Raw genomic sequence first — 20,180 nt, forward strand, 5'->3', positions numbered from 1 at the left:
CGTCAAATGGCTTGGCTGCGCCGGGAGGGCGGCAGCAACTGGGCAATGGGGCCGGCATTGGCGGCAGCGTCGTGCTGGCCGAAGCAGGCGTTGTAGGTGGCAATGATTTCGCCAGCGATGGACACGGCAATCTCGATCGGCAGCTTGCCCTTGACCTCGGGCAGGCCCATCGGGCAGCGCATGCGTGCCAGCACGGCATCATCAAAGCCGCGCTCGCGCAGGCGGTGCTCGAACTTGACCCGCTTGGTCTTCGAGCCGATCAGGCCGAACCAGGTGAAGTCGTTGCGCTTGAGAATGGCGGCGGTCAGTTCCAGGTCGAGCTGGTGATTGTGGGTCATGACGATGCAGTAGCTGCCCTGCGGCAGGTCCGCGACTTCGTCGACCGGTTCTTCACTGACGACCTTGCTCACCCCGTTGGGGATAAATTCGGGGAATTCCTGTTCACGCGAGTCGATCCAGCGCACCCGGCAGGGCAGCGCGGCGAGCAAGGGTACCAGAGCACGGCCGACATGGCCCGCACCGAACACGGCGATGTGCGCCTGCACCGCAGCCATCGGCTCGAACAGCAGCACGGTGGCACCGCCACAGCACTGGCCGAGGCTGGCGCCGAGGCTGAAGCGCTCCAGGTGCGGGGTGTAGCGGTGTTCCTCGAGCATCTGCCGGGCGATGTGCAGGGCCTTGTATTCCAGGTGGCCGCCGCCGATGGTGTCGAACAGGCCGGTGGCGCTGACGACCATCTTCGAACCGGCGTTGCGCGGGGTCGAGCCGCGCTCCTCGATAATGGTCACCAGCACGCAGGCTTCGCCGCGAGACTGGTGGTCGGCGAGGGCGTTGATCCATTGGTGCATGATTCAACCTCTCTCAAGAGCGACGCGGTCCCTGTAGGAGCGGCCTTGTGTCGCGAAAGGGCTGCGAAGCAGCCCCAGCTATCTTCATTGCTGCACAGATCCTGGGGCCGCTTCGCGACCCTTTCGCGACACAAGGCCGCTCCTACAGGGCCTTGCGTTGTCAGTGGGTGACGGTTTCCAGTTCCTGTACAGTCGGTTGCTGCTGGGCCACCGCCTTGCGCATCTGTTCACAACCCCACAACACCCGCTCCGGCGTCGCCGGCGCATCCACCTGGGGCTGCACACGGTAGTCGGCAATGCTGGCCACGGCGTCCTTGAGCGCGCACCAGGCGGCAATGCCGAGCATGAACGGCGGCTCGCCCACGGCCTTGGAATGGAACACGGTGTCTTCCGGGTTCTTGCGGTTTTCGACCAGTTTCACCCGCAGGTCCAGCGGCATGTCGGCTACTGCCGGGATCTTGTAGCTGGCAGGGCCGTTGGTCATCAGCTTGCCCTTGGCGTTCCACACCAGCTCTTCGGTGGTCAGCCAGCCCATGCCCTGGATGAAGCCGCCTTCGACCTGGCCGATGTCGATGGCTGGGTTCAGCGAGTCGCCCACGTCATGCAGGATGTCGGCGCGCAGCATCTTGTACTCGCCGGTCAGGGTGTCGACGATCACTTCCACGCAGGCAGCGCCGAAGGCGAAGTAGTAGAACGGCCGGCCGCGTGCCTGGCTGCGGTCGTAGTAGATCTTCGGCGTGCGGTAGAAGCCTGTGGACGACAGCGATACCTGGGCGAAGTATGCCTGCTGCACCAGTTGCTCGAAGCTGACGATCTGGTCGCGCACGCGGACGTGGCCGTTGCGGAACTCGACATCTTCCTCGGTCACCTGGTAGTGCCGCGCAGCAAATTCGGTGAGGCGCTTCTTGAGGATTTCGGCGGCGTTCTGGGCGGCCTTGCCATTCAGGTCGGCGCCACTCGAAGCTGCGGTTGGCGAGGTATTGGGTACCTTGTCGGTATTGGTGGCGGTGATCTGGATGCGGCTGAAGTCGACCTGGAACACTTGCGCCACCACCTGTGCCACCTTGGTGTTAAGGCCCTGGCCCATCTCGGTGCCACCGTGGTTCAGGTGAATGCTGCCGTCGGTATAGACGTGGATCAGCGCACCGGCCTGGTTGAGGAACGTGGCGGTGAAGGAAATACCGAACTTGACCGGGGTCAGCGCCAGGCCCTTCTTCAGGACCGGACTGTTGGCATTGAAGCGGCGGATCGACTCGCGGCGCTCGGCGTAGTCGCTGCTGGCTTCGAGTTCGGCAGTCATCTCTTCGAGCATGTTGTGCTCGACGGTCTGGTAGTAGTGGGTGACGTTGCGCTCGGTCTTGCCGTAATAGTTGGCCTTGCGCACGGCCAGCGGGTCGCGGCCGAGGTGGCGGGCGATGTGGTCCATCACCTGCTCGATGGCGACCATCCCCTGCGGGCCACCGAAGCCCCGGTAGGCGGTGTTGGAGGCGGTGTTGGTCTTGCAGCGGTGGCCGTGCACGGTGGCATCGCCCAGGTAGTAGGCGTTGTCGGAGTGGAACATGGCGCGGTCGACGATCGAACCGGACAGGTCGGGCGAGTAACCGCAATTGCCCGCCAGATCGAGGTTGATGCCGTGCAGGCGGCCGTCGTCGTCGAAGCCGACGTCGTATTCCACGTAGAACGGGTGGCGCTTGCCGGTCATGGTCATGTCTTCGACCCGGGGCAGGCGCATCTTGGTCGGTTGACCAGTCAGGCGGGCGATCACCGCGCACAGGCAGGCCGGGCTGGCAGCCTGGGTTTCCTTGCCGCCGAAGCCGCCGCCCATGCGGCGCATGTCCAGTACTACCTTGTTCATCGGCACGTCGAGCACTTCGGCGACCAGCTTCTGCACTTCGGTGGGGTTCTGCGTAGAGCAGTAGACGATCATGCCGCCGTCCTCGGTGGGCATCACCGAGGAAATCTGGGTTTCCAGGTAGAAGTGCTCCTGGCCGCCGATGTGCAGGGTGCCTTGCAGGCGGTGCGGGGCGCGGGCCAAGGCCGCGGCCGAATCGCCGCGCTGGTGGGTATGGCTATCGAGCACGAAGTGTTTCTTGCGCAAGGCATCGACCACGTCCAGTACCGGCTCCAGGTCTTCGTATTCGACGATGGCGGCCATGGCCGCTCGGCGGGCAGTGTCGAGATCGCGGGCCGCCACGGCGAGTACCGGCTGGCCGAAGAACTCGACCTTGTCGATGGCCAGCAGCGGGTCGCCGGCCACCACCGGGCCGATGTCCTTCAGCCCTGGAATGTCTTCGTGGGTAATGGCGATGCGCACGCCTTCGAAGGCGTAGCACGGCGAGGTGTCGATGCGCAGGATGCGCGCATGGGCACGGTCTGCGGTGCGCGCATAGACGTGCAATTGATTGGGGAATTCCAGGCGGTCGTCGATGTACAGCGCTTCGCCCGACACATGCTTGTCGGCACTGTCGTGCTTGACGCTGCGGCCGACCCCGGTGGTCAGGTCCTGGCTGAACAGTTCGGCCATCTCGGCCTGGCTCTTGGCTGCGTGATGGTTAGACATAGTCGGTCACCCGGGTCTCGATGTAGGGCGTTTGCTGTTCGATGAAGTACTTGCGCAACAGGTTCTGCGCGGTCAGCAGGCGGTATTCCTTGCTGGCGCGGAAGTCGCTGAGCGGGGTGAAGTCTTCAGCCAGGGCCTGGCAGGCGCGCTCGACGCTGGCCTGGTTCCACGGCTTGCCGCGCAAGGCGGCTTCGCAGGCGCGGGCGCGCTTCGGGATGGCCGCCATGCCGCCGAAGGCAATGCGCACGCCGCTGACCACACCGTCTTCGATGCTCAGGTTGAAGGCGCCGCATACGGCGGAAATGTCGTCGTCCAGGCGTTTGGACACTTTATAGGCGCGGAAGGCCCAGTCGTTGCTGGCGCGAGGCACGATGATCTTCTCGATGAATTCACTGTCCTGGCGGGCCGTGATGCGGTAGTCGATGAAGTAGTCTTCCAGCGGCATGACCCGCTGGCGCTCGCCCTGGCGCAGCACCACCTGCGCATCCAGGGCGATCAGCAGGGGCGGCGAATCGCCGATCGGCGAGGCGTTGCCGATGTTGCCGCCGAGGGTGCCCTGGTTGCGGATCTGCAGCGAGGCGAAGCGGTGCAGCAGGTCGCCGAAGTCCGGGTATTCCTCGTTGAGTGCGCCGTAGCAGTCGGTGAGCGGGGTCGCGGCACCGATTTCCAGGTGGCTGGCGGTCTTGTCGATGCGCTTGAGTTCGGCGACGTGGCCGACATAGATCATCACCGGCAAGGTCTTGTGGAACTGGGTGACTTCCAGCGCCAGGTCGGTACCACCGGCCAGCAGGCGGGCTTCCGGGTGCGAGCTGTACAGGTCGGCCAGGTCGGCCACGGTCAGCGGCACCAGGCAGCGCTTGTCGCCACTGTTGAGTTCGCCGGTCTGGGTAGGCGCAATAGCCTTGAGACGGGCGATGGTCTGCTCTTGCTGGGCGTCGAACTGGTCGCGGCAGGGCTGGCGGCAGCTTTGCTCGGCGGCGTCGAGGATCGGCCGATAGCCGGTGCAGCGACACAGGTTGCCGGCCAGGGCTTCCTGGGCCTGATGCCGGTTGGCGCCCTGGCTGTTCTTCTGCAGGGCGAACAACGACATGACGAAACCGGGGGTGCAGAAGCCACATTGCGAGCCATGGCAATCGGCCATGGCCTGTTGCACGCTGTGCAGTTGGCCGTTGTGCTTGAGGCCTTCGACGCTGATCAGTTGCTTGCCGTGCAAGGAGGAAACGAACGTCAGGCAGGAGTTCAGGCTGCGGTAGCGCAGGCTGTCCTCGCCCTGTTCATCCTGGACAAGCTCGCCGACCACCACGGTGCAGGCGCCGCAGTCGCCACTGGCGCAGCCCTCCTTGGTGCCGGGTTTGCCCAAGTGCTCACGCAGGTACTGCAGCACCGTCATGTTCGGGTCCAGGGCATGCTCACTACGCAGCTCCTGGTTGACGAGAAACTGGATCACGGGGATGGCCTCGCAATGGTTTTATTGTTGTTGAGCGGACAATAAGCAGACCTGTCGCAGTGGTCAATATTTTTCTGACTAAAAGGTCAGGAAATTGCGTATGTCAACGCCCAGCCGAACGCAGCGCCCATATCACAAGCATAGATCGCGCCGTGTGGCTGACGGTTTGGCAGGGTAAATAAAGCGCCGCGCCCCTCTGCGCGTGCGCTGGGCAAGTGCGCTACAATCGCTCCCTTGTGCCCAGTTCAATGATTTTGAAGGAAAACCATGACGTTCAAGGCGCCGGACAGCCTCTCCGAGCAGATTGCCGACTACCTGGCCGAACGCATCATCCGCGGCGAACTTGCGCCGGGTGAGCGTATCCAGGAGCAGAAGGTCACCCAGGCCCTGAGCGTCAGCCGCGGTTCGGTGCGCGAAGCGTTGTTGATCCTCGAACGTCGCCATCTGGTGGCGATCCTGCCGCGACGTGGTGCTCATGTCACTGAGCTGGACGAGCGCAGCGTGCGCAGCCTGTGCACCTTGATGGGCGAGTTCTACATCTTGCTGGGCAACGCTGTTGCCCAGCAATGGCGCCTGGAAGCCGACCTGCGCCCGTTTCTGGACATCCAGCAACGCCTGCAACAGGCTCGCGAGCGCCAGGACATCAAGGTGTTCGTCGCCGAGAGCTTCGCGGTGATGCGCGCTGCCTATCCTTTTGCTGACAACCCCTATCTGCAGGAAACCGTAGAAAACCTTCAGCCGGCCATGAGCCGTGCCTACTACCTGGCCCTTGATCAGCGCCAGGCCAGCATGGACGACTACCTCGACCTGTTCGCCCGCCTGCTCGAAGCCGTGGTGGCGCGTGACCTGCCGCGCATCCGCGAGGTGCTCACCGCCTATGGCCAGCGCAGCTGCGAATTGGTGCTGGCGGCGTTGGCCCGAGGCTGACCGATGCGCCTGAAGTGCATTCGCCTGGCCGGGTTCAAGTCGTTCGTCGACCCGACCACGGTCAACTTCCCCAGCAACATGGCGGCCGTGGTCGGCCCCAACGGCTGCGGCAAGTCCAACATCATCGATGCAGTGCGTTGGGTGATGGGCGAAAGTTCGGCGAAGAACCTGCGTGGCGAGTCGATGACCGACGTCATCTTCAACGGCTCCACCAGCCGCAAACCGGTGAGCCAGGCCAGTATCGAGCTGGTGTTCGACAACAGCGAAACCACCTTGCTGGGTGAATACGCCGCTTATGCCGAAATATCCATCCGCCGCAAGGTCACCCGCGACGGGCAGAACAGCTATTACCTGAACGGCACCAAATGCCGCCGTCGGGACATCACCGACATTTTCCTCGGCACCGGCCTGGGCCCGCGCAGCTACTCGATCATCGAGCAGGGCATGATCTCCAAGCTGATCGAGGCCAAGCCCGAAGAGCTGCGCAACTTCATCGAAGAGGCGGCCGGCATCTCCAAGTACAAAGAGCGCCGCCGCGAGACCGAAAGCCGCATCCGCCGCACCCAGGAGAACCTGGCGCGTCTGACCGACCTGCGCGAAGAGCTGGAGCGCCAGCTCGAGCGCCTGCACCGCCAGGCCCAGGCCGCCGAGAAGTATCGCGAATACAAGGCCCAGGAACGCCAGCTCAAGGCGCGCCTGTCGGCCTTGCGCTGGCGTGACCTGGACGAGCGTGTGCGCCAGCGCGAGACCGTGATCGGCGATCAGGATATCGCTCATGAGGCGCTGGTTGCCGAGCAGCGCAATGCCGATGCCAGCATCGAGCGGTTGCGCGATGGCCATCATGAATTGTCCGAGCGCTTCAACCAGGTGCAGGGCCGCTTCTATTCGGTGGCGGGTGACATCGCTCGGGTAGAGCAGAGTATCCAGCACGGTCAGCAGCGCCTGCGCCAGTTGCAGGACGACCTCATGGAAGCCGAGCGCACGCGCCAGGAAACCGAGTCGCACCTGGGTCATGACCGCACGCTGCTGGCCACCCTGGGTGAAGAGCTGGCCATGCTCGAACCGGAGCAGGCGTTGACCCTGGCCGCCGCTGAAGAGGCTGCCGCCACCCTCGAAGAGGCCGAGCTGGGCATGCACGGCTGGCAAGAGCAATGGGACAGTTTCAATACCCGCTCTGCCGAGCCGCGGCGCCAGGCCGAGGTGCAGCAGGCGCGCCTGCTGCAGCTGGAGGCCAGCCTGGAACGCATTGCCGAGCGCCAGCGCAAGCTGGTCGAGGAGGGCGAGCAGTTGGAGGCGCAACCACAGGATGCCTCCCTGCTCGAACTCTCCGAGCAACTGGCCAGCAGCGAGATGCTGATGGAAGAGTTGCAGTCATCGGAGGGGCAGGTGGTCGAGCGCCTGGAAAGCGTGCGTGAGCAACTGCAGCAGGCGACCAGTGCCCAGCAACAGCAGCAGGGCGACCTGCAGCGCCTCGGCGGTCGCCTGGCCTCGTTGGAGGCGCTGCAGCAGGCCGCGCTGGAGCCGGGGGGCGGTGCCGCCGACTGGTTGCGCGAGCAAGGCCTGCAGCAACGCCCGCGCCTGGCTGAGGGACTGCGCGTGGAGCCGGGTTGGGAGCTGGCAGTGGAAACCGTGCTGGGTGCCGACTTGCAGGCTGTGCTGCTGGACGATTTTGCCGGGCTGGACTTCGCCGGCCTGGAGCAGGGCGAGCTACGCCTGTTGCTGGCGGCTGATGGTCGTGAGCGTCACCCCGGCAGCTTGCTCGACAAGGTCGAGGGGAGTACCGATCTGAGTCCGTGGCTGGGCCGGGTGCAGCCGGTCGAAGACCTCGCCGAGGCCTTGGTGCGGCGCGCCGCACTGGGCGAAGGGCAGAGCCTGGTCAGCCGCGATGGCTACTGGGTTGGCCGCCATTTCCTGCGCGTCAGCCGCGGTGGCGAGGCGCAGGGAGGGGTGCTGGCCCGTGGCCAGGAAATCGAACGCCTTGGGCAGCAGCAACTGGAGCTTGAGGCCGCGCTGGAGCAGCTGGAGCAGCAGCTTGAGGCCGCCCGCGAGCAGCAGCTGGGCCTGGAAGAACAGCGGGAGCAGCTGCGCCGGCGCAGCCAGGAAGAAAGCCGCCAGCACGGTGAGCTCAAGGCCAGCCTTTCTGCCGGCCGTGCGCGCGCCGAGCAGGTAGAGCTGCGCCGTCGCCGCCTGCAGGAAGAGCTGATTGAGCTTCAGGAGCAGCGTGCCCTGGAGCAAGAACAGTTGGGCGAGGCGCGCCTGGTGCTGCAGGAAGCACTGGACCTGATGGCTCAGGACACCGAGCAGCGCGAACAGCTGATGGCGCGCCGTGACACCCTGCGCGAAGGCCTTGATCGTATCCGCCAGGAAGCTCGTCAACACAAGGACCACGCCCATCAGCTGGCCGTGCGCCTGGGCTCGCTGCGCGCTCAGCACGACTCCACCCGCCAGGCCCTGGAGCGCCTGGAGCAACAAGCTGCGCGCCTGAGCGAGCGCCAGGAGCAGCTGAGCCTGAACCTCGAAGAAGGTCAGGCGCCGCTCGAAGAACTGCGCCTGAAGCTCGAGGAGCTGCTGGAGCGACGCATGAGCGTCGATGAGGAAATGCGCCTGGCGCGCCTGCACATGGATGAAGCCGACCGCGCACTGCGCGATGCCGAAAAGCGCCGCACCCAGGCCGAGCAGCAAGCCCAGTCGCTGCGCGGCCAACTGGAGCAGATGCGCCTGGAAAACCAGGGCCTGGACATTCGCCGCAAGACCTTGCAGGAACAATTGCTGGCCGACGGCTACGATTTGCAGGGTGTGCTCGCCACTGTCGAGGTCGATGCCAGCGAGCAGGGCACCGAGCAGGAACTGGAGCAGATGGAAAGCCGCATCCAGCGCCTGGGTGCAATCAACCTGGCGGCCATCGAGGAGTACGAGCAGCAGTCCGAGCGCAAGCGTTACCTCGACGCCCAGGACGCCGATCTGGTCGAGGCCCTGGACACCCTGGAAAACGTCATCCGCAAGATCGACAAGGAAACCCGCAACCGCTTCAAGGATACCTTTGATCAGATAAATGCTGGATTACAGGCACTTTTTCCAAAAGTTTTCGGTGGTGGCAGCGCTTATCTGGAACTGACGGGCGAAGATCTACTCGATACAGGGGTGACGATCATGGCGCGCCCGCCGGGCAAGAAGAACAGCACCATCCATCTGCTGTCCGGCGGCGAGAAGGCACTGACCGCATTGGCGCTGGTGTTTGCCATCTTCAAGTTGAACCCCGCACCGTTCTGCATGCTCGACGAGGTCGATGCGCCGCTGGACGATGCCAACGTCGGGCGGTACGCCCGCCTGGTCAAGGAAATGAGTGAAAGCGTGCAGTTCATCTACATCACCCATAACAAGATTGCCATGGAGATGGCGGATCAATTGATGGGGGTGACCATGCACGAGCCCGGTTGCTCACGTCTTGTTGCAGTTGATGTGGAGGAGGCCCTGGCCATGGTGGACGCCTGATGAGCGAAGATAGGGCGAAATCTGTAGGCAAATGCCCCTGTCATGTGCGACAGACGGTGTAAAGTTGCCTTTGGTCGTGCTAGCTTAATGTCACTCGTTTTTTGCGTGGGTAAAACGCCTGTCAGAACATAGAGTTGGCGCCACGTGTTAAAGGGCTTTGAACCCTTTGTTTTCAAGCATATTTTTATAGAGGCACGGGATTACATGGAAATCGGTCTGCGCGAGTGGCTGATCGTCATCGGCGTCATTGTCATCGCCGGTATTCTTTTCGACGGCTGGCGCCGCATGCGCGGCGGAAAAGGCAAGCTGAAATTCCGTCTGGATCGCAGTTATTCCAACCTGCCGGACGAAGAAGGCAGCGCCGAAGTGCTCGGCCCGTCGCGGGTGCTGGAGACCCAGAAGGAGCCTGAACTGGACGAAACCGACCTGCCTTCGGTCAGTGCGCCAGCACGCGAGCGTGAGCGTGAGCCCAAGCCGGCCAAGGCCAGCAAGCGCGGCAAACGTGTGACAGAAGCGCAGCAGCAGGGTGACTTGAACCTGGCCGCCGAACCTCGCGAGCCCGACCTGTTCGCCGATGCCGACGAAGATCTCGCCGCCGACACCACCCGCAACAACGGTTTCGCTGCCACCGGCAACGCAGCCAAGGAGCTGCCACCGGTCGAGGAAGTGCTGGTGATCAGCGTGATTTCCCGCGACGAAGGTGGTTTCAAAGGCCCGGCCCTGCTGCAGAACATCCTTGAAAGCGGCCTGCGTTTTGGCGAAATGGATATCTTCCATCGTCACGAAAGCATGGCCGGTCATGGTGAAGTCCTGTTCTCCATGGCCAACGCGGTCAAGCCGGGCATCTTCGACCTGGACGACATCGACCATTTCAGCACCCGTGCGGTGAGCTTCTTCCTCGGCCTGCCAGGCCCGCGTCATCCGAAGCAAGCCTTCGACGTGATGGTGGCGGCAGCGCGCAAGCTGGCCCACGAGCTCAACGGCGAACTGAAGGACGACCAACGCAGCGTGCTGACCGCCCAGACCATCGAGCACTACCGCCAGCGCATCGTCGAATTCGAGCGCCGTGCGCTGACCCAGAAGCGCTGATATGCCCAAGTGGGCAGGCCTGGCCTCGGTCTCGCCCACCCTGTTTCAAGTGCAAGAGCAGCCCTGGGCTGCTCTTTTGCTTTGCAAGAGAACCTGAAAATGACCGCCGAAACCCGAATCCACGAACTGCGCGCCGAGCTGGACCAGCACAACTATCGCTACTACGTGCTCGACGAGCCGAGCGTGCCCGATGCCGAGTACGACCGCCTGTTCAATGAGCTCAAGGCGCTCGAGGCCGAGCACCCGCATCTGGTAACCCCTGACTCGCCTACCCAACGTGTCGGTGGAGCCGCCCTGGCTGCCTTCAGCCAGGTTCGTCACGAAGTGCCGATGCTCAGCCTCGGTAATGCTTTCGAAGAGGCCGACCTGCGCGAGTTCGGTCGCCGCGTGGTGGACGGGCTCGACCAGCCCGGCACGGTGGACTTCAGTTGCGAGCCGAAGCTCGATGGCCTGGCGGTGAGCCTGCTCTACCGTGACGGCCAGTTGGTGCAGGGTGCCACCCGTGGTGACGGCACCACCGGCGAGGACATCAGCGCCAACGTGCGCACCGTGCGCAACATTCCGCTCAGGCTGCAGGGCAAGGGCTGGCCTTCCGTGCTCGAAGTGCGTGGCGAGGTATACATGAGCAAGGCTGGCTTTGACCGCCTCAATGCTGCCCAGGCGCAAGCTGGCGGCAAGACCTTCGCCAACCCGCGCAACGCCGCTGCCGGCAGCCTGCGCCAGCTCGATTCGAAAATCACTGCCGGGCGCCCGCTGGAGTTCTGCTGCTACGGCGTCGGGCAGGTTTCCGCGAGCATCGGCGAGAGCCACATCGCCATCCTTGAACAGCTCAAGCAGTGGGGCCTGCCGATCAGCCGCGAGCTCAGGCATGCGGCCGGTATCGAAGAATGCCTGGCCTACTACCGCGACATCGGCGAGCGCCGCAACAGCCTGCCGTACGAAATCGACGGCGTGGTATTCAAGGTCAACAGCCTGGCTGCCCAGCGCGAGCTGGGCTTCCGCGCGCGTGAGCCACGCTGGGCCATTGCCCACAAGTTCCCGGCCATGGAAGAACTCACCGAAGTGCTCGACGTCGAGTTCCAGGTCGGCCGTACCGGCGCGGTCACGCCCGTGGCGCGCCTGAAACCGGTCAAGGTAGCCGGTGTGACGGTGTCCAACGCCACCCTGCACAACATGGACGAAATTGCCCGCCTGGGGCTGCGCATCGGTGACACGGTGATCATCCGCCGTGCCGGTGACGTGATCCCGCAGGTCATGCAGGTGGTGCTCGAGCGCCGTCCGGAAGATGCGCGCCCGGTACAGGTGCCGAGCGAATGCCCGGTCTGTGGCTCGCAGGTCGAGCGCACTCAGCTGGTCAAGCGCAGCAAGGGCAAGGAAACCACCAGTGAAGGTGCGGTGTATCGCTGCGTCGGCCGCCTGGCCTGCGCCGCCCAGCTCAAGCAGGCGATCATTCATTACGTTTCGCGCCGCGCCATGGACATCGATGGCCTGGGCGAGAAAAGCGTCGAGCAGCTGGTGGATGAAGGCCTGATCAGCTCGCCGGCAGACTTGTACAGGCTGGAATTCGATCAGATCGTCGGCCTCGAGGGCTTTGCCGAGGTCTCCAGCAAGAAGCTGCTGGACGCCATCGAAGCCAGCAAGCGCCCGAGCCTGGCGCGCTTCATCTACGCCTTGGGCATTCCGGATGTCGGCGAGGAGACCGCCAAGGTCCTGGCCCGCTCGCTGGGCAGCCTGGCCCGCGTGCAGCAGGCGCTGCCGCAGGTGCTGACCTACCTGCCGGACATCGGCCTGGAAGTCGCCTACGAGATCCACAACTTCTTCGAGGACGAACACAATCGCATGGTCATCGAGCAGTTGCTGGCCTGCGGCATGCAGCTGCAGGATGAGGGTGAGCTAGCTGCCGAGTTCGCCGCCAGCACGACCCTTGCCGGCATGATCGCCAAGCTGGACATCGCCTCGGTTGGCCCGACCGGCGCCGAGAAGCTGGTGGCCAAGCTCGATAGCCTGGACAAGATCATCGCCGCTGACGGCATCGACCTGCGCCAGGCCCTGGCGGCGAAGCAGGCCGAAGCGGTGCGCGAGTTCTTCAAGGACGAGGCTAATCAGAAGCTGGCCCGTGATATCGAGGCCCAGCTGTTGGCGTTCGGCATGCACTGGAGCAGCGAGAAGAAAGTGGCCGAAGGCCTGCCGCTTGCTGGCCAGACGTGGGTGCTGACGGGTTCTCTAGAGCGCTTCAGTCGCGACATCGCCAAGGAGAAGCTGGAAGGGCTGGGGGCCAAGGTGGCCGGCTCGGTGTCGGGCAAGACCCACTGCGTGGTGGCTGGCCCTGGTGCGGGTTCCAAACTGGCCAAGGCCAGTGAGCTTGGGGTGAAGGTGCTGGATGAAGAGGCCTTTGTAACCTTCCTGGCAGAGCACGGCATCACTGTCTGACGTTCTGCGGTCCCTGTAGGAGCGGCCTTGTGTCGCGAAAGGGCTGCAAAGCAGCCCCAATTGGTGCCATGACGCTATATTGCCGGGGCTGCTTCGCAGCCCTTTCGCGACACAAGGCCGCTCCTACACGAGTCGCGTGCCAAGTTCTGGTCGGTCAAGTCATTGAGAAATGATGACTTTTTCTTCCACAGAGGTTGTATCTTCGCCCCAGACCGGTACAATGGCGCGGCTCGCTGTTTGGCGAGTCGCGTAGTGGTGGCCCCATCGGTCCCCCCGCATTGATTACCCGTTAACCTGGTCAGGCCCGGAAGGGAGCAGCCATAGCGGGAACATCGAGTGCCGGGGTGTGGCTGGTGGGGCCGCCTCCATTTCCGGGGTCGGAGAATTGCATTCGGCCCGGCATCCAGATTCATCCCCCTCGGTATCACTGGGCTACAGGTGTCGCATGATCGATGTGCCGGCAACTATCAAGGTCAAAGTGAATCCCGCGCCCAGGCCCTTGACCTGAAGCCAGGCAATCGTTCCGATGGAATATGGGCTGATGAATGTTTCCCATTATTTGATGTTCGCCGACAGCGATAGCCGCCGGGCGCTTGAACGGATCGAGGGTGAGGAGGCGCGACAGTTGCTCCAGCAGGGGCTGCGAGCGATGCAGATTGCCTGTGGGCAGGCGGATGCGCTGGTGGCGGCTTTGGAGCGGAAGTGATCGTGTGAGGGCTGGCAAGTGCTTGGCGGGCTTTCGCGTCAGGGCCGCCATGTGCCCGCCACAAAAGCTTCAGTGCCTGTGAGATCGAGCGCCGCCCGCGCGGCGCATCGCGGGCAAGCCCGCTCCCACATCTGTGGACTGCCCCCTAAAAGTTGGACAGTTCTATGCTGCAGCCTGAGCCCTGTACTCAACAGGGCTCAGGCCATTGAGCTTCAGTTTGATGCGGTCATGGTTGTAGTAGCGGATGTACTCGTCCAGGCCCGCTTTCAACTCATCGACACTCTCAAAGCGCTTCAGGTAGAAAAATTCAGATTTGAGCGTACCGAAGAAGCTTTCCATGGCCGCGTTGTCCAGGCAATTGCCCTTGCGCGACATGCTCTGTTTCACGCCTCGCCCACGGAGCTTGTGACGATACTGAGCCTGCTGGTAATGCCATCCCTGATCTGAATGCAGCACAAGCTTCGGCTTCTCTCCCAAGCAGTCGAGGGCCTTGTCGAGCATGTTCCCAACCAGGCTGTAGCAAGGACGTTTGGCCGTTTCGTACGCCACGATTTCACCGTTGTACAAATCCATCACCGGCGAGAGATAGAGCTTCTGTTGCGCCACCTTGAATTCAGTCACGTCGGTCACCCACTTCTGATTAGGTCGTTGGGCAACAAAATTTCGCTCCAGCAAATTCGCCGCCACCTTGCCGACAACACCACGATAGGAACGGTATTTCTTAGGCCGTACCACTGACTTCAACCCTTGCTCAGCCATCAGTCGTTCAACGACCTTCTTGTTAACCAGCTTGTCCTTTCTTATCACGAGCGCAACGCGGCGATAGCCGTACAGCCCTTTGTGCTCGTGATAGACACGATGTACCAGTTCTTTGAGCGCCGCATGCCTGTCCGGCTTCTGCTGAGCCTTGAGCTGATAGTAGAAGGTGCTGCGCGCCAGCCCGACTACCCGCAGTAGGTCAGGCAAAGGAAATCTGCGCTTGAGTTTGGCGACGATTAAGACTTTTTCGTCCGTGTTCGCTCCTGTTCCTCCCGCATGGCCTTGAGCTCCTTTAGGACAGCGTTCTCCATGCGCAGGTACTCAAGCTCAGCCATCAGCTGCTCTCGAGGCTTTTGCGCATCGTCGGTATTGGTGGGCTTGGCTGGCTTGATTTTCTTCGACACGTTGATTGGCTTTCTTTGCTTGATGACAGTAGGCGAGACAGGACTGCCACTGTAGTACTGCCGCTGCCAAATGCCTATCTGAGATGATTGTCCCAGGTCAAAGTGCGCAGCAGTTTGGCGCAGGGAAAGGCGATGCTCATGCATGTAACTCAGCACCTGCCGCTTGAAGTCCTCGGTATAGCGCCGTGCATGCGAGCCTGGGCTGATGCTGCGTCTCAACTGGTAGCTGGCAACCCAGCGTCGCAGCAGGCTGAAATCGATGCCAAAGTTTCGAGCTACCGTACGGAAACCGTTGCTGCCATCCAAATAGGCAGTGATTGCTGTGAGCTTGAACTGCTCAGTGTACTTGGCCATGAATCCCCCAAGGGTTGGATTGGTGTCCAACTTCTTGGGGGCAGTCCATCTGTTTCGGGCCAGTTACTCCTGTGCCGCCAACAGGATCCGCCTTGGTTCATAACTGGAGACCGATGATAAGCAGTTATGCGCATGACTGGAAATAGGTGAAGCGGCATCAGCGTCAACCGAGATGCATCGCCATGCCAACAAGGCGGTCCCTGTTGGCGGCACAGGAGAGACTGGCCCGAAACAAATGTGGGAGCGGGCTTGCCCGCGATGCGCCGCGCGGGCGGCGCTCGATCTCACAGGCACTGAAGCTTTTGTGGCGGGCACCTAGAGGCCCAGATGCTCTATCCAGGCAGGCGCCCAGCGGTCCGGGCTAAACTCAAGGCTGGACCGCCGAAATTTCCCCTGAATACCCTGTCGCCCCATACCGCCGCACAATCCGCTCAATCTCCCCGGACTCCTTCATCCGTACCAGTGCCCGTAAAACCCCCTGGGTCGGTATCGCCGGATCATCCCTCACCATGCACCCCAGCGCCTGTTCCTCCAGCACTGCCTGCACCTGCAGCCGCTGCCCGGGCGGTAAGCCCTGGTTGAACCATGCCACCGACAGCTCATTGCTCACCGCATGCTGATACCGGCCAGCCTGTAGCTTCTGCAGCGCCAGTTGCTGGCTGCGGCTGTCCTCCCGCTGCAGGCGCCCCTGGGCAAACAATGGCTCCAGCGTGCCGTAGGCATAGCCCAGCACCGTGCCGATCGCCTGGGGCGGCAGTTGTTCGGGGCGGGCAGGGGCGGCGTCGCCCGGGCGCCCGACCAGCACATCGCGTTGATGAATCAGCGGAATGCTCCAGACGAAATTGCCCGGTCGATCATTGAACCACTGGCTGCTTACATAGCAGCGCACATCGATGTCGCCCGCGTCCATCGCCTGTTGCATGCGCAAGCGGGCCAGCACGTGGTACTCGGGGCGCACGCCGGCCTCCCGGGCCAATGCCTGGATCAGGTCGAATACCAGGCCCTCCACCGGCTTGTCGCCTTCGATCCGCACCAACGGCATACTCCAGCTCTCGGCCACGGAAAAACGCAGCACCGGCAAGTCCGCCAGGCTGTGCGTGGTCCAGAGCATGAGCAGAGCCAGCAGTCGTCGCAATGCATATCCTCCTTGAACAGTGCGCCAGGTGCTTAGCTTAGACGAGCCGCGCAGGGTGCAATTTTGCCCCCGCTCCGCTAGCATTAGCGATCTTCCGCTCGATCAGGCTACGATGGTTTTTCGATGAGTTATCAGGTTCTTGCACGTAAATGGCGTCCGCGCTCGTTCCGCGAAATGGTCGGCCAGGCCCATGTGCTCAAGGCCTTGATCAATGCCTTGGACAACCAGCGTCTGCACCACGCCTATCTGTTCACCGGCACGCGGGGCGTGGGCAAGACCACCATTGCACGAATCATAGCCAAATGCCTCAACTGCGAGACCGGTATCACGTCCACGCCCTGCGGCACGTGTTCGGTATGCCGGGAGATCGACGAGGGCCGCTTCGTCGACCTGATCGAGATCGACGCCGCGAGCCGCACCAAGGTCGAAGATACCCGCGAACTGCTCGATAACGTGCAGTACGCGCCAAGCCGTGGTCGCTTCAAGGTCTACCTGATCGACGAAGTGCACATGCTCTCCACCCACTCGTTCAACGCCTTGCTCAAGACGCTGGAAGAGCCGCCGCCCTACGTCAAGTTCATCCTTGCCACCACCGACCCGCAGAAGTTGCCTGCGACCATTCTGTCGCGCTGCCTGCAGTTCTCGTTGAAGAACATGAGCCCGGAGCGGGTGGTCGAGCACCTGAGCCATGTGCTGCAGGCCGAGAACGTGCCGTTCGAGCCAGATGCCCTGTGGTTGCTCGGCCGTGCTGCCGACGGCTCGATGCGTGATGCCATGAGCCTGACTGACCAGGCCATTGCCTTTGGCGAAGGCAAGGTGCTGGCGGCCGATGTGCGTGCCATGCTCGGCAGCCTCGATCACGGCCAGGTCTATGGTGTGCTGCAGGCGCTGCTCGAAGGTGATGCGCGTGCGCTGCTCGAAGCCGTACGCAACCTTGCCGAACAGGGGCCGGACTGGGGCGGCGTACTCGCCGAAATGCTCAATGTGCTGCACCGCGTTGCCATCGCCCAGGCGCTGCCCGAGGCGGTGGATAACGGCCAGGGCGATCGCGAGCGGGTGCTGGCACTGGCCTCGGCGTTGCCGGCCGAAGATGTGCAGTTCTACTATCAGATGGGCCTGATCGGCCGTCGCGACCTGCCGTTGGCGCCGGACCCGCGGGGCGGTTTCGAAATGGTCCTGCTACGCATGCTGGCGTTCCGCCCGGCAGATAGCGACGACGCGCCGAAGCCGGTGCTAAAGCCAGTGGGGATCAGCCAGGCCACAGCTGATCCGGCAACCACGGTGGCAGCGCCAGCCGTTGCTGTCGCGGCGCCTGCCGTAGCGCCGGCGCAACCTGCGCCCGTGGCGTCGGCCCCGCAGGCCGAAGTCGCGCCGGTCGTGGAGCCGGCTCCTGAACCTGAGCCTGAGGTTGTAGCGCCTGAGCCGCCGGCGGTCGAGGAGGTCATCGATCTACCCTGGGAAGAGCCCGCTGCGCCGCCCGCCCCTGTCGCCGCTCCGGCCCCAGCCCCGGTAGTTACCGCGCAAAACGCCCAGCCCTCGTACGACGAGCCACCGTTCGACCCATCCGCCTACGCTTCGGCGGGTATGGAGCGTGACGACGAGCCGCCGATGGATGAGGACTATTACGGTGGCGAAAGTGACCCGGTAGGCTTCAGCTACCTGGACGAGCTGGCGGAACACGTTCAGGAAGATACCCCGGCAGTCGCACCCGAGCCGCTGCCAGCTGCCCGGCCGGCGACCGGCCTGGCCCTGCAATGGCTGGAATTGTTCCCACAGTTGCCTGTGTCCGGGATGACAGGCAACATCGCTGCAAACTGTACGCTCATGGCTGTCGACGGTGACGACTGGCTGCTGCACCTGGACCCTGGCCAGGGTGCGCTGTTCAATGCCACCCAGCAACGCCGGTTGAACGAGGCGCTCAACCAGCATCTGGGGCGCACCTTGAACCTGCGGATCGAACTGATCCGCCCCGAGCAGGAAACCCCGGCCCAGGCGGCCTCGCGCAAGCGTGCCGAGCGCCAGCAGGACGCCGTGCTGTCGATTGAGCAGGATCCGTTGATCCAGCAGATGATCAAGCAGTTCGGTGCCACGGTGCGACAGGATACTATTGAGCCTGTAGAAGCCCTGGTCAGCCAGGGCCAGTAATCGATAACCATGCGGCCGGCCCCTCGCCGGGCCGCATCACATGACCCAATCGAGGTATACCCCATGATGAAAGGTGGCATGGCCGGCCTGATGAAGCAGGCCCAGCAGATGCAGGAAAAGATGCAGAAGATGCAGGAAGAGCTGGCCAACGCCGAAGTCACCGGCCAGTCCGGTGGTGGCCTGGTGAGCGTGGTGATGACCGGCCGTCATGACGTCAAGCGTGTCAGCATCGACCAGAGCCTGATGTCGACCGACGAGGACGACAAGGAAGTCCTGGAAGACCTGATCGCCGCAGCGCTGAACGACGCCGTGCGCAAGATCGAGCAAAACAGCCAGGACAAGATGGGCAGCATGACTGCTGGCATGCAACTGCCGCCGGGCTTCAAGATGCCATTCTAAGGCATCGCGTTGCACAGAGCCGCCGCTGGGTAACCGCGGCGGCTTTTTTTTGCCCGTGCAAATGGCCCGCTCAAAGGGTCTACTGATTTGACGCCCCATGCCTGCGCTGGGTATAAACCGCCTCTCATTGATTTATCAGGCATTTCCCATGAGCTTCAGCCCCCTGATCCGCCAACTGATCGATGCCCTGCGCACCCTCCCGGGCGTCGGCCAGAAAACCGCCCAGCGCATGGCCCTGCAGCTGCTCGAGCGTGACCGCAGCGGCGGCCTGCGCCTGGCCCAGGCGTTGAGCCAGGCCATGGAAGGGGTAGGGCATTGCCGCCAGTGCCGCACCCTGACCGAGCAGGAGCTGTGCCCGCAGTGCAGTGACCCGCGCCGTGACGACACGCAGCTGTGCGTGGTGGAGGGGCCGATGGATGTCTATGCGGTGGAGCAGACCGGCTATCGCGGGCGTTACTTCGTGCTCAAGGGGCATTTGTCGCCGCTCGATGGCCTGGGGCCTGAGGCGATCGGAGTGCCGCAGCTGATGGCGCGGATCGAAGAGCAGGGCAGCTTTACCGAGGTGATCCTGGCGACCAACCCGACCGTGGAAGGTGAGGCGACGGCGCATTACATTGCCCAGTTGCTGAACGAGAAGGGGCTGGTGGCGTCACGGATTGCTCATGGTGTGCCGCTGGGCGGGGAGCTGGAGCTGGTAGACGGTGGCACCCTGGCCCATGCCTTTGCCGGGCGCAAGCCGATTTCGCTGTAATTTCGCGGGGCTGCGTCGCAGCCCATTCGCGGGCACGCCCGCTCCCACAGGTGCAGTGTTGCCCTCAGGCCTGCGGTAATCCTGTGGGAGCGGGCGAGCCCGCGAATGGGGCGCAAAGCGCCCCCAAATCAGAACCTCAGTATTCGCTCAGGGAAAACTCGGTCAGGCAGAAGGTCGGCACCCCGGCCGCCTGCAGCCGGCGCGAGCCCTCCAGCTCTGGCAGGTCGATGATCGCCGCCGCCTCGAACACCTGCGCCCCGGTACGACGCACCAGGTTGGCGGCCGCCAGCAGGGTGCCGCCGGTGGCAATCAGGTCATCGAAGATCAGCACCGAATCACCTTCGCACAGGCTGTCGGCATGCACTTCCAGGAACGCTTCGCCGTATTCGGTCTGGTAGCCCTCGCTCAATACGTCAGCCGGCAGCTTGCCCTGTTTGCGGAACAGGATCAGCGGCTTGTTCAGTTGGTGGGCGATGATCGAGCCGATCAGGAAGCCGCGTGCATCCATGGCGCCGATGTGGCTGAACTCAGCCTCGACATAACGCTCGATGAACTGGTCGGCCACGTAACGCAGCCCGCGCGGCGACTGGAACAGCGGGGTGATGTCGCGAAAGATCACGCCGGGCTTGGGGAAGTCCACTACCGGGCGGATCAGGGCTTTGAGGTCGAAGGCGTCGCTGTGCATTGTTGCGGGTATCCTGGGAAAACGAATGCCCAAGTATACCCGCTAAACG

The 20,180-nt window shown here is 63.2% G+C and carries 14 protein-coding genes and 1 other RNA gene; 9 read left to right on the forward strand and 6 right to left on the reverse strand.

Features of this window, described 5'->3' with window-relative positions; translation table 11 throughout:
* Positions 1-2 precede the first annotated feature (2 nt).
* The 3 genes from xdhC to xdhA all read right to left on the reverse strand — a co-directional run bounded on the left by xdhC (position 3) and on the right by xdhA (position 4,855).
* Positions 3-848, reverse strand: coding sequence for a xanthine dehydrogenase accessory protein XdhC (xdhC, locus tag ACTORR_RS22805; protein WP_262109588.1), 846 nt, complete (start codon positions 846-848; stop codon positions 3-5).
* 160 nt (positions 849-1,008) lie between these two features.
* Positions 1,009-3,408, reverse strand: coding sequence for a xanthine dehydrogenase molybdopterin binding subunit (gene xdhB, locus ACTORR_RS22810; protein ID WP_441343906.1), 2,400 nt, complete (start codon positions 3,406-3,408; stop codon positions 1,009-1,011).
* Complete coding sequence (gene xdhA, locus ACTORR_RS22815) at positions 3,401-4,855, reverse strand: xanthine dehydrogenase small subunit (protein ID WP_313365561.1); 1,455 nt, start codon at positions 4,853-4,855, stop codon at positions 3,401-3,403. Before xdhA ends, xdhB begins: the two co-directional genes overlap by 8 nt.
* Before the next feature lie 267 nt (positions 4,856-5,122).
* On the opposite strand from xdhA, the gene ACTORR_RS22820 reads away from it, so the two are divergent.
* The 6 genes from ACTORR_RS22820 (at position 5,123) to ACTORR_RS22845 (ending at position 13,499) form a co-directional block, all read left to right on the forward strand.
* Positions 5,123-5,782, forward strand: a complete 660-nt coding sequence (locus ACTORR_RS22820; protein WP_054884122.1) for a GntR family transcriptional regulator — start codon at positions 5,123-5,125, stop codon at positions 5,780-5,782.
* 3 nt (positions 5,783-5,785) lie between these two features.
* Positions 5,786-9,274, forward strand: coding sequence for a chromosome segregation protein SMC (smc, locus tag ACTORR_RS22825; protein ID WP_441343907.1), 3,489 nt, complete (start codon positions 5,786-5,788; stop codon positions 9,272-9,274).
* Positions 9,275-9,478: 204 nt separating this feature from the next.
* Positions 9,479-10,363 (forward strand): cell division protein ZipA, encoded by an 885-nt coding sequence (gene zipA / locus ACTORR_RS22830; RefSeq protein WP_262109584.1) that lies wholly within the window; start codon positions 9,479-9,481, stop codon positions 10,361-10,363.
* A gap of 99 nt (positions 10,364-10,462) precedes the next feature.
* Complete coding sequence (gene ligA, locus ACTORR_RS22835) at positions 10,463-12,793, forward strand: NAD-dependent DNA ligase LigA (RefSeq protein ID WP_313365559.1); 2,331 nt, start codon at positions 10,463-10,465, stop codon at positions 12,791-12,793.
* A 262-nt stretch (positions 12,794-13,055) separates the two neighbouring features.
* Positions 13,056-13,152: signal recognition particle sRNA small type (ffs, locus tag ACTORR_RS22840), an RNA gene on the forward strand.
* Between the two features lie 167 nt (positions 13,153-13,319).
* Positions 13,320-13,499, forward strand: coding sequence for a hypothetical protein (locus tag ACTORR_RS22845; RefSeq protein ID WP_099814170.1), 180 nt, complete (start codon positions 13,320-13,322; stop codon positions 13,497-13,499).
* A 162-nt stretch (positions 13,500-13,661) separates the two neighbouring features.
* Here ACTORR_RS22845 and ACTORR_RS22850 read toward each other — a convergent pair.
* A protein-coding gene (locus ACTORR_RS22850; RefSeq protein WP_212632439.1) for an IS3 family transposase occupies positions 13,662-15,016 on the reverse strand; the annotation gives its coding sequence in 2 pieces (ribosomal slippage) (positions 13,662-14,540 and positions 14,543-15,016; 1,353 coding nt in all).
* A gap of 367 nt (positions 15,017-15,383) precedes the next feature.
* Positions 15,384-16,151, reverse strand: coding sequence for a substrate-binding periplasmic protein (locus ACTORR_RS22855; RefSeq protein ID WP_099814169.1), 768 nt, complete (start codon positions 16,149-16,151; stop codon positions 15,384-15,386).
* Between the two features lie 123 nt (positions 16,152-16,274).
* On the opposite strand from ACTORR_RS22855, the gene dnaX reads away from it, so the two are divergent.
* From dnaX to recR, 3 genes are all read left to right on the forward strand, one after another.
* Positions 16,275-18,296, forward strand: a complete 2,022-nt coding sequence (gene dnaX, locus ACTORR_RS22860; protein ID WP_313365970.1) for a DNA polymerase III subunit gamma/tau — start codon at positions 16,275-16,277, stop codon at positions 18,294-18,296.
* A 63-nt stretch (positions 18,297-18,359) separates the two neighbouring features.
* Positions 18,360-18,695, forward strand: a complete 336-nt coding sequence (locus ACTORR_RS22865; RefSeq protein WP_028692865.1) for a YbaB/EbfC family nucleoid-associated protein — start codon at positions 18,360-18,362, stop codon at positions 18,693-18,695.
* Between the two features lie 148 nt (positions 18,696-18,843).
* The gene (recR, locus tag ACTORR_RS22870; protein WP_054884114.1) at positions 18,844-19,446 is read left to right on the forward strand and encodes a recombination mediator RecR; all 603 of its coding nucleotides are present in this window, start codon (positions 18,844-18,846) and stop codon (positions 19,444-19,446) included.
* 136 nt (positions 19,447-19,582) lie between these two features.
* On the opposite strand, the gene ACTORR_RS22875 is transcribed toward recR, so the two are convergent.
* Positions 19,583-20,131, reverse strand: coding sequence for an adenine phosphoribosyltransferase (locus tag ACTORR_RS22875; protein WP_054573138.1), 549 nt, complete (start codon positions 20,129-20,131; stop codon positions 19,583-19,585).
* Positions 20,132-20,180: the final 49 nt, after the last annotated feature.

Source organism: Pseudomonas sp. SAR267 (genome assembly GCF_052077595.1).
GTDB classification, from domain to species: Bacteria; Pseudomonadota; Gammaproteobacteria; order Pseudomonadales; family Pseudomonadaceae; genus Aquipseudomonas; species Aquipseudomonas vlassakiae.

Bases quoted from the DNA above. Each gene is read 5' to 3' on its own strand.
- xdhC (WP_262109588.1), bottom strand. From the start codon at position 848: ATGCACCAATGGATCAACGCCCTCGCCGACCACCAGTCTCGCGGCGAA.
- xdhB (WP_441343906.1), bottom strand. From the start codon at position 3,408: ATGTCTAACCATCACGCAGCCAAGAGCCAGGCCGAGATGGCCGAACTG.
- ACTORR_RS22820 (WP_054884122.1), top strand. From the start codon at position 5,123: ATGACGTTCAAGGCGCCGGACAGCCTCTCCGAGCAGATTGCCGACTAC.
- smc (WP_441343907.1), top strand. From the start codon at position 5,786: ATGCGCCTGAAGTGCATTCGCCTGGCCGGGTTCAAGTCGTTCGTCGAC.
- zipA (WP_262109584.1), top strand. From the start codon at position 9,479: ATGGAAATCGGTCTGCGCGAGTGGCTGATCGTCATCGGCGTCATTGTC.
- ligA (WP_313365559.1), top strand. From the start codon at position 10,463: ATGACCGCCGAAACCCGAATCCACGAACTGCGCGCCGAGCTGGACCAG.
- ACTORR_RS22845 (WP_099814170.1), top strand. From the start codon at position 13,320: ATGGAATATGGGCTGATGAATGTTTCCCATTATTTGATGTTCGCCGAC.
- dnaX (WP_313365970.1), top strand. From the start codon at position 16,275: ATGAGTTATCAGGTTCTTGCACGTAAATGGCGTCCGCGCTCGTTCCGC.
- ACTORR_RS22865 (WP_028692865.1), top strand. From the start codon at position 18,360: ATGATGAAAGGTGGCATGGCCGGCCTGATGAAGCAGGCCCAGCAGATG.
- recR (WP_054884114.1), top strand. From the start codon at position 18,844: ATGAGCTTCAGCCCCCTGATCCGCCAACTGATCGATGCCCTGCGCACC.
- ACTORR_RS22875 (WP_054573138.1), bottom strand. From the start codon at position 20,131: ATGCACAGCGACGCCTTCGACCTCAAAGCCCTGATCCGCCCGGTAGTG.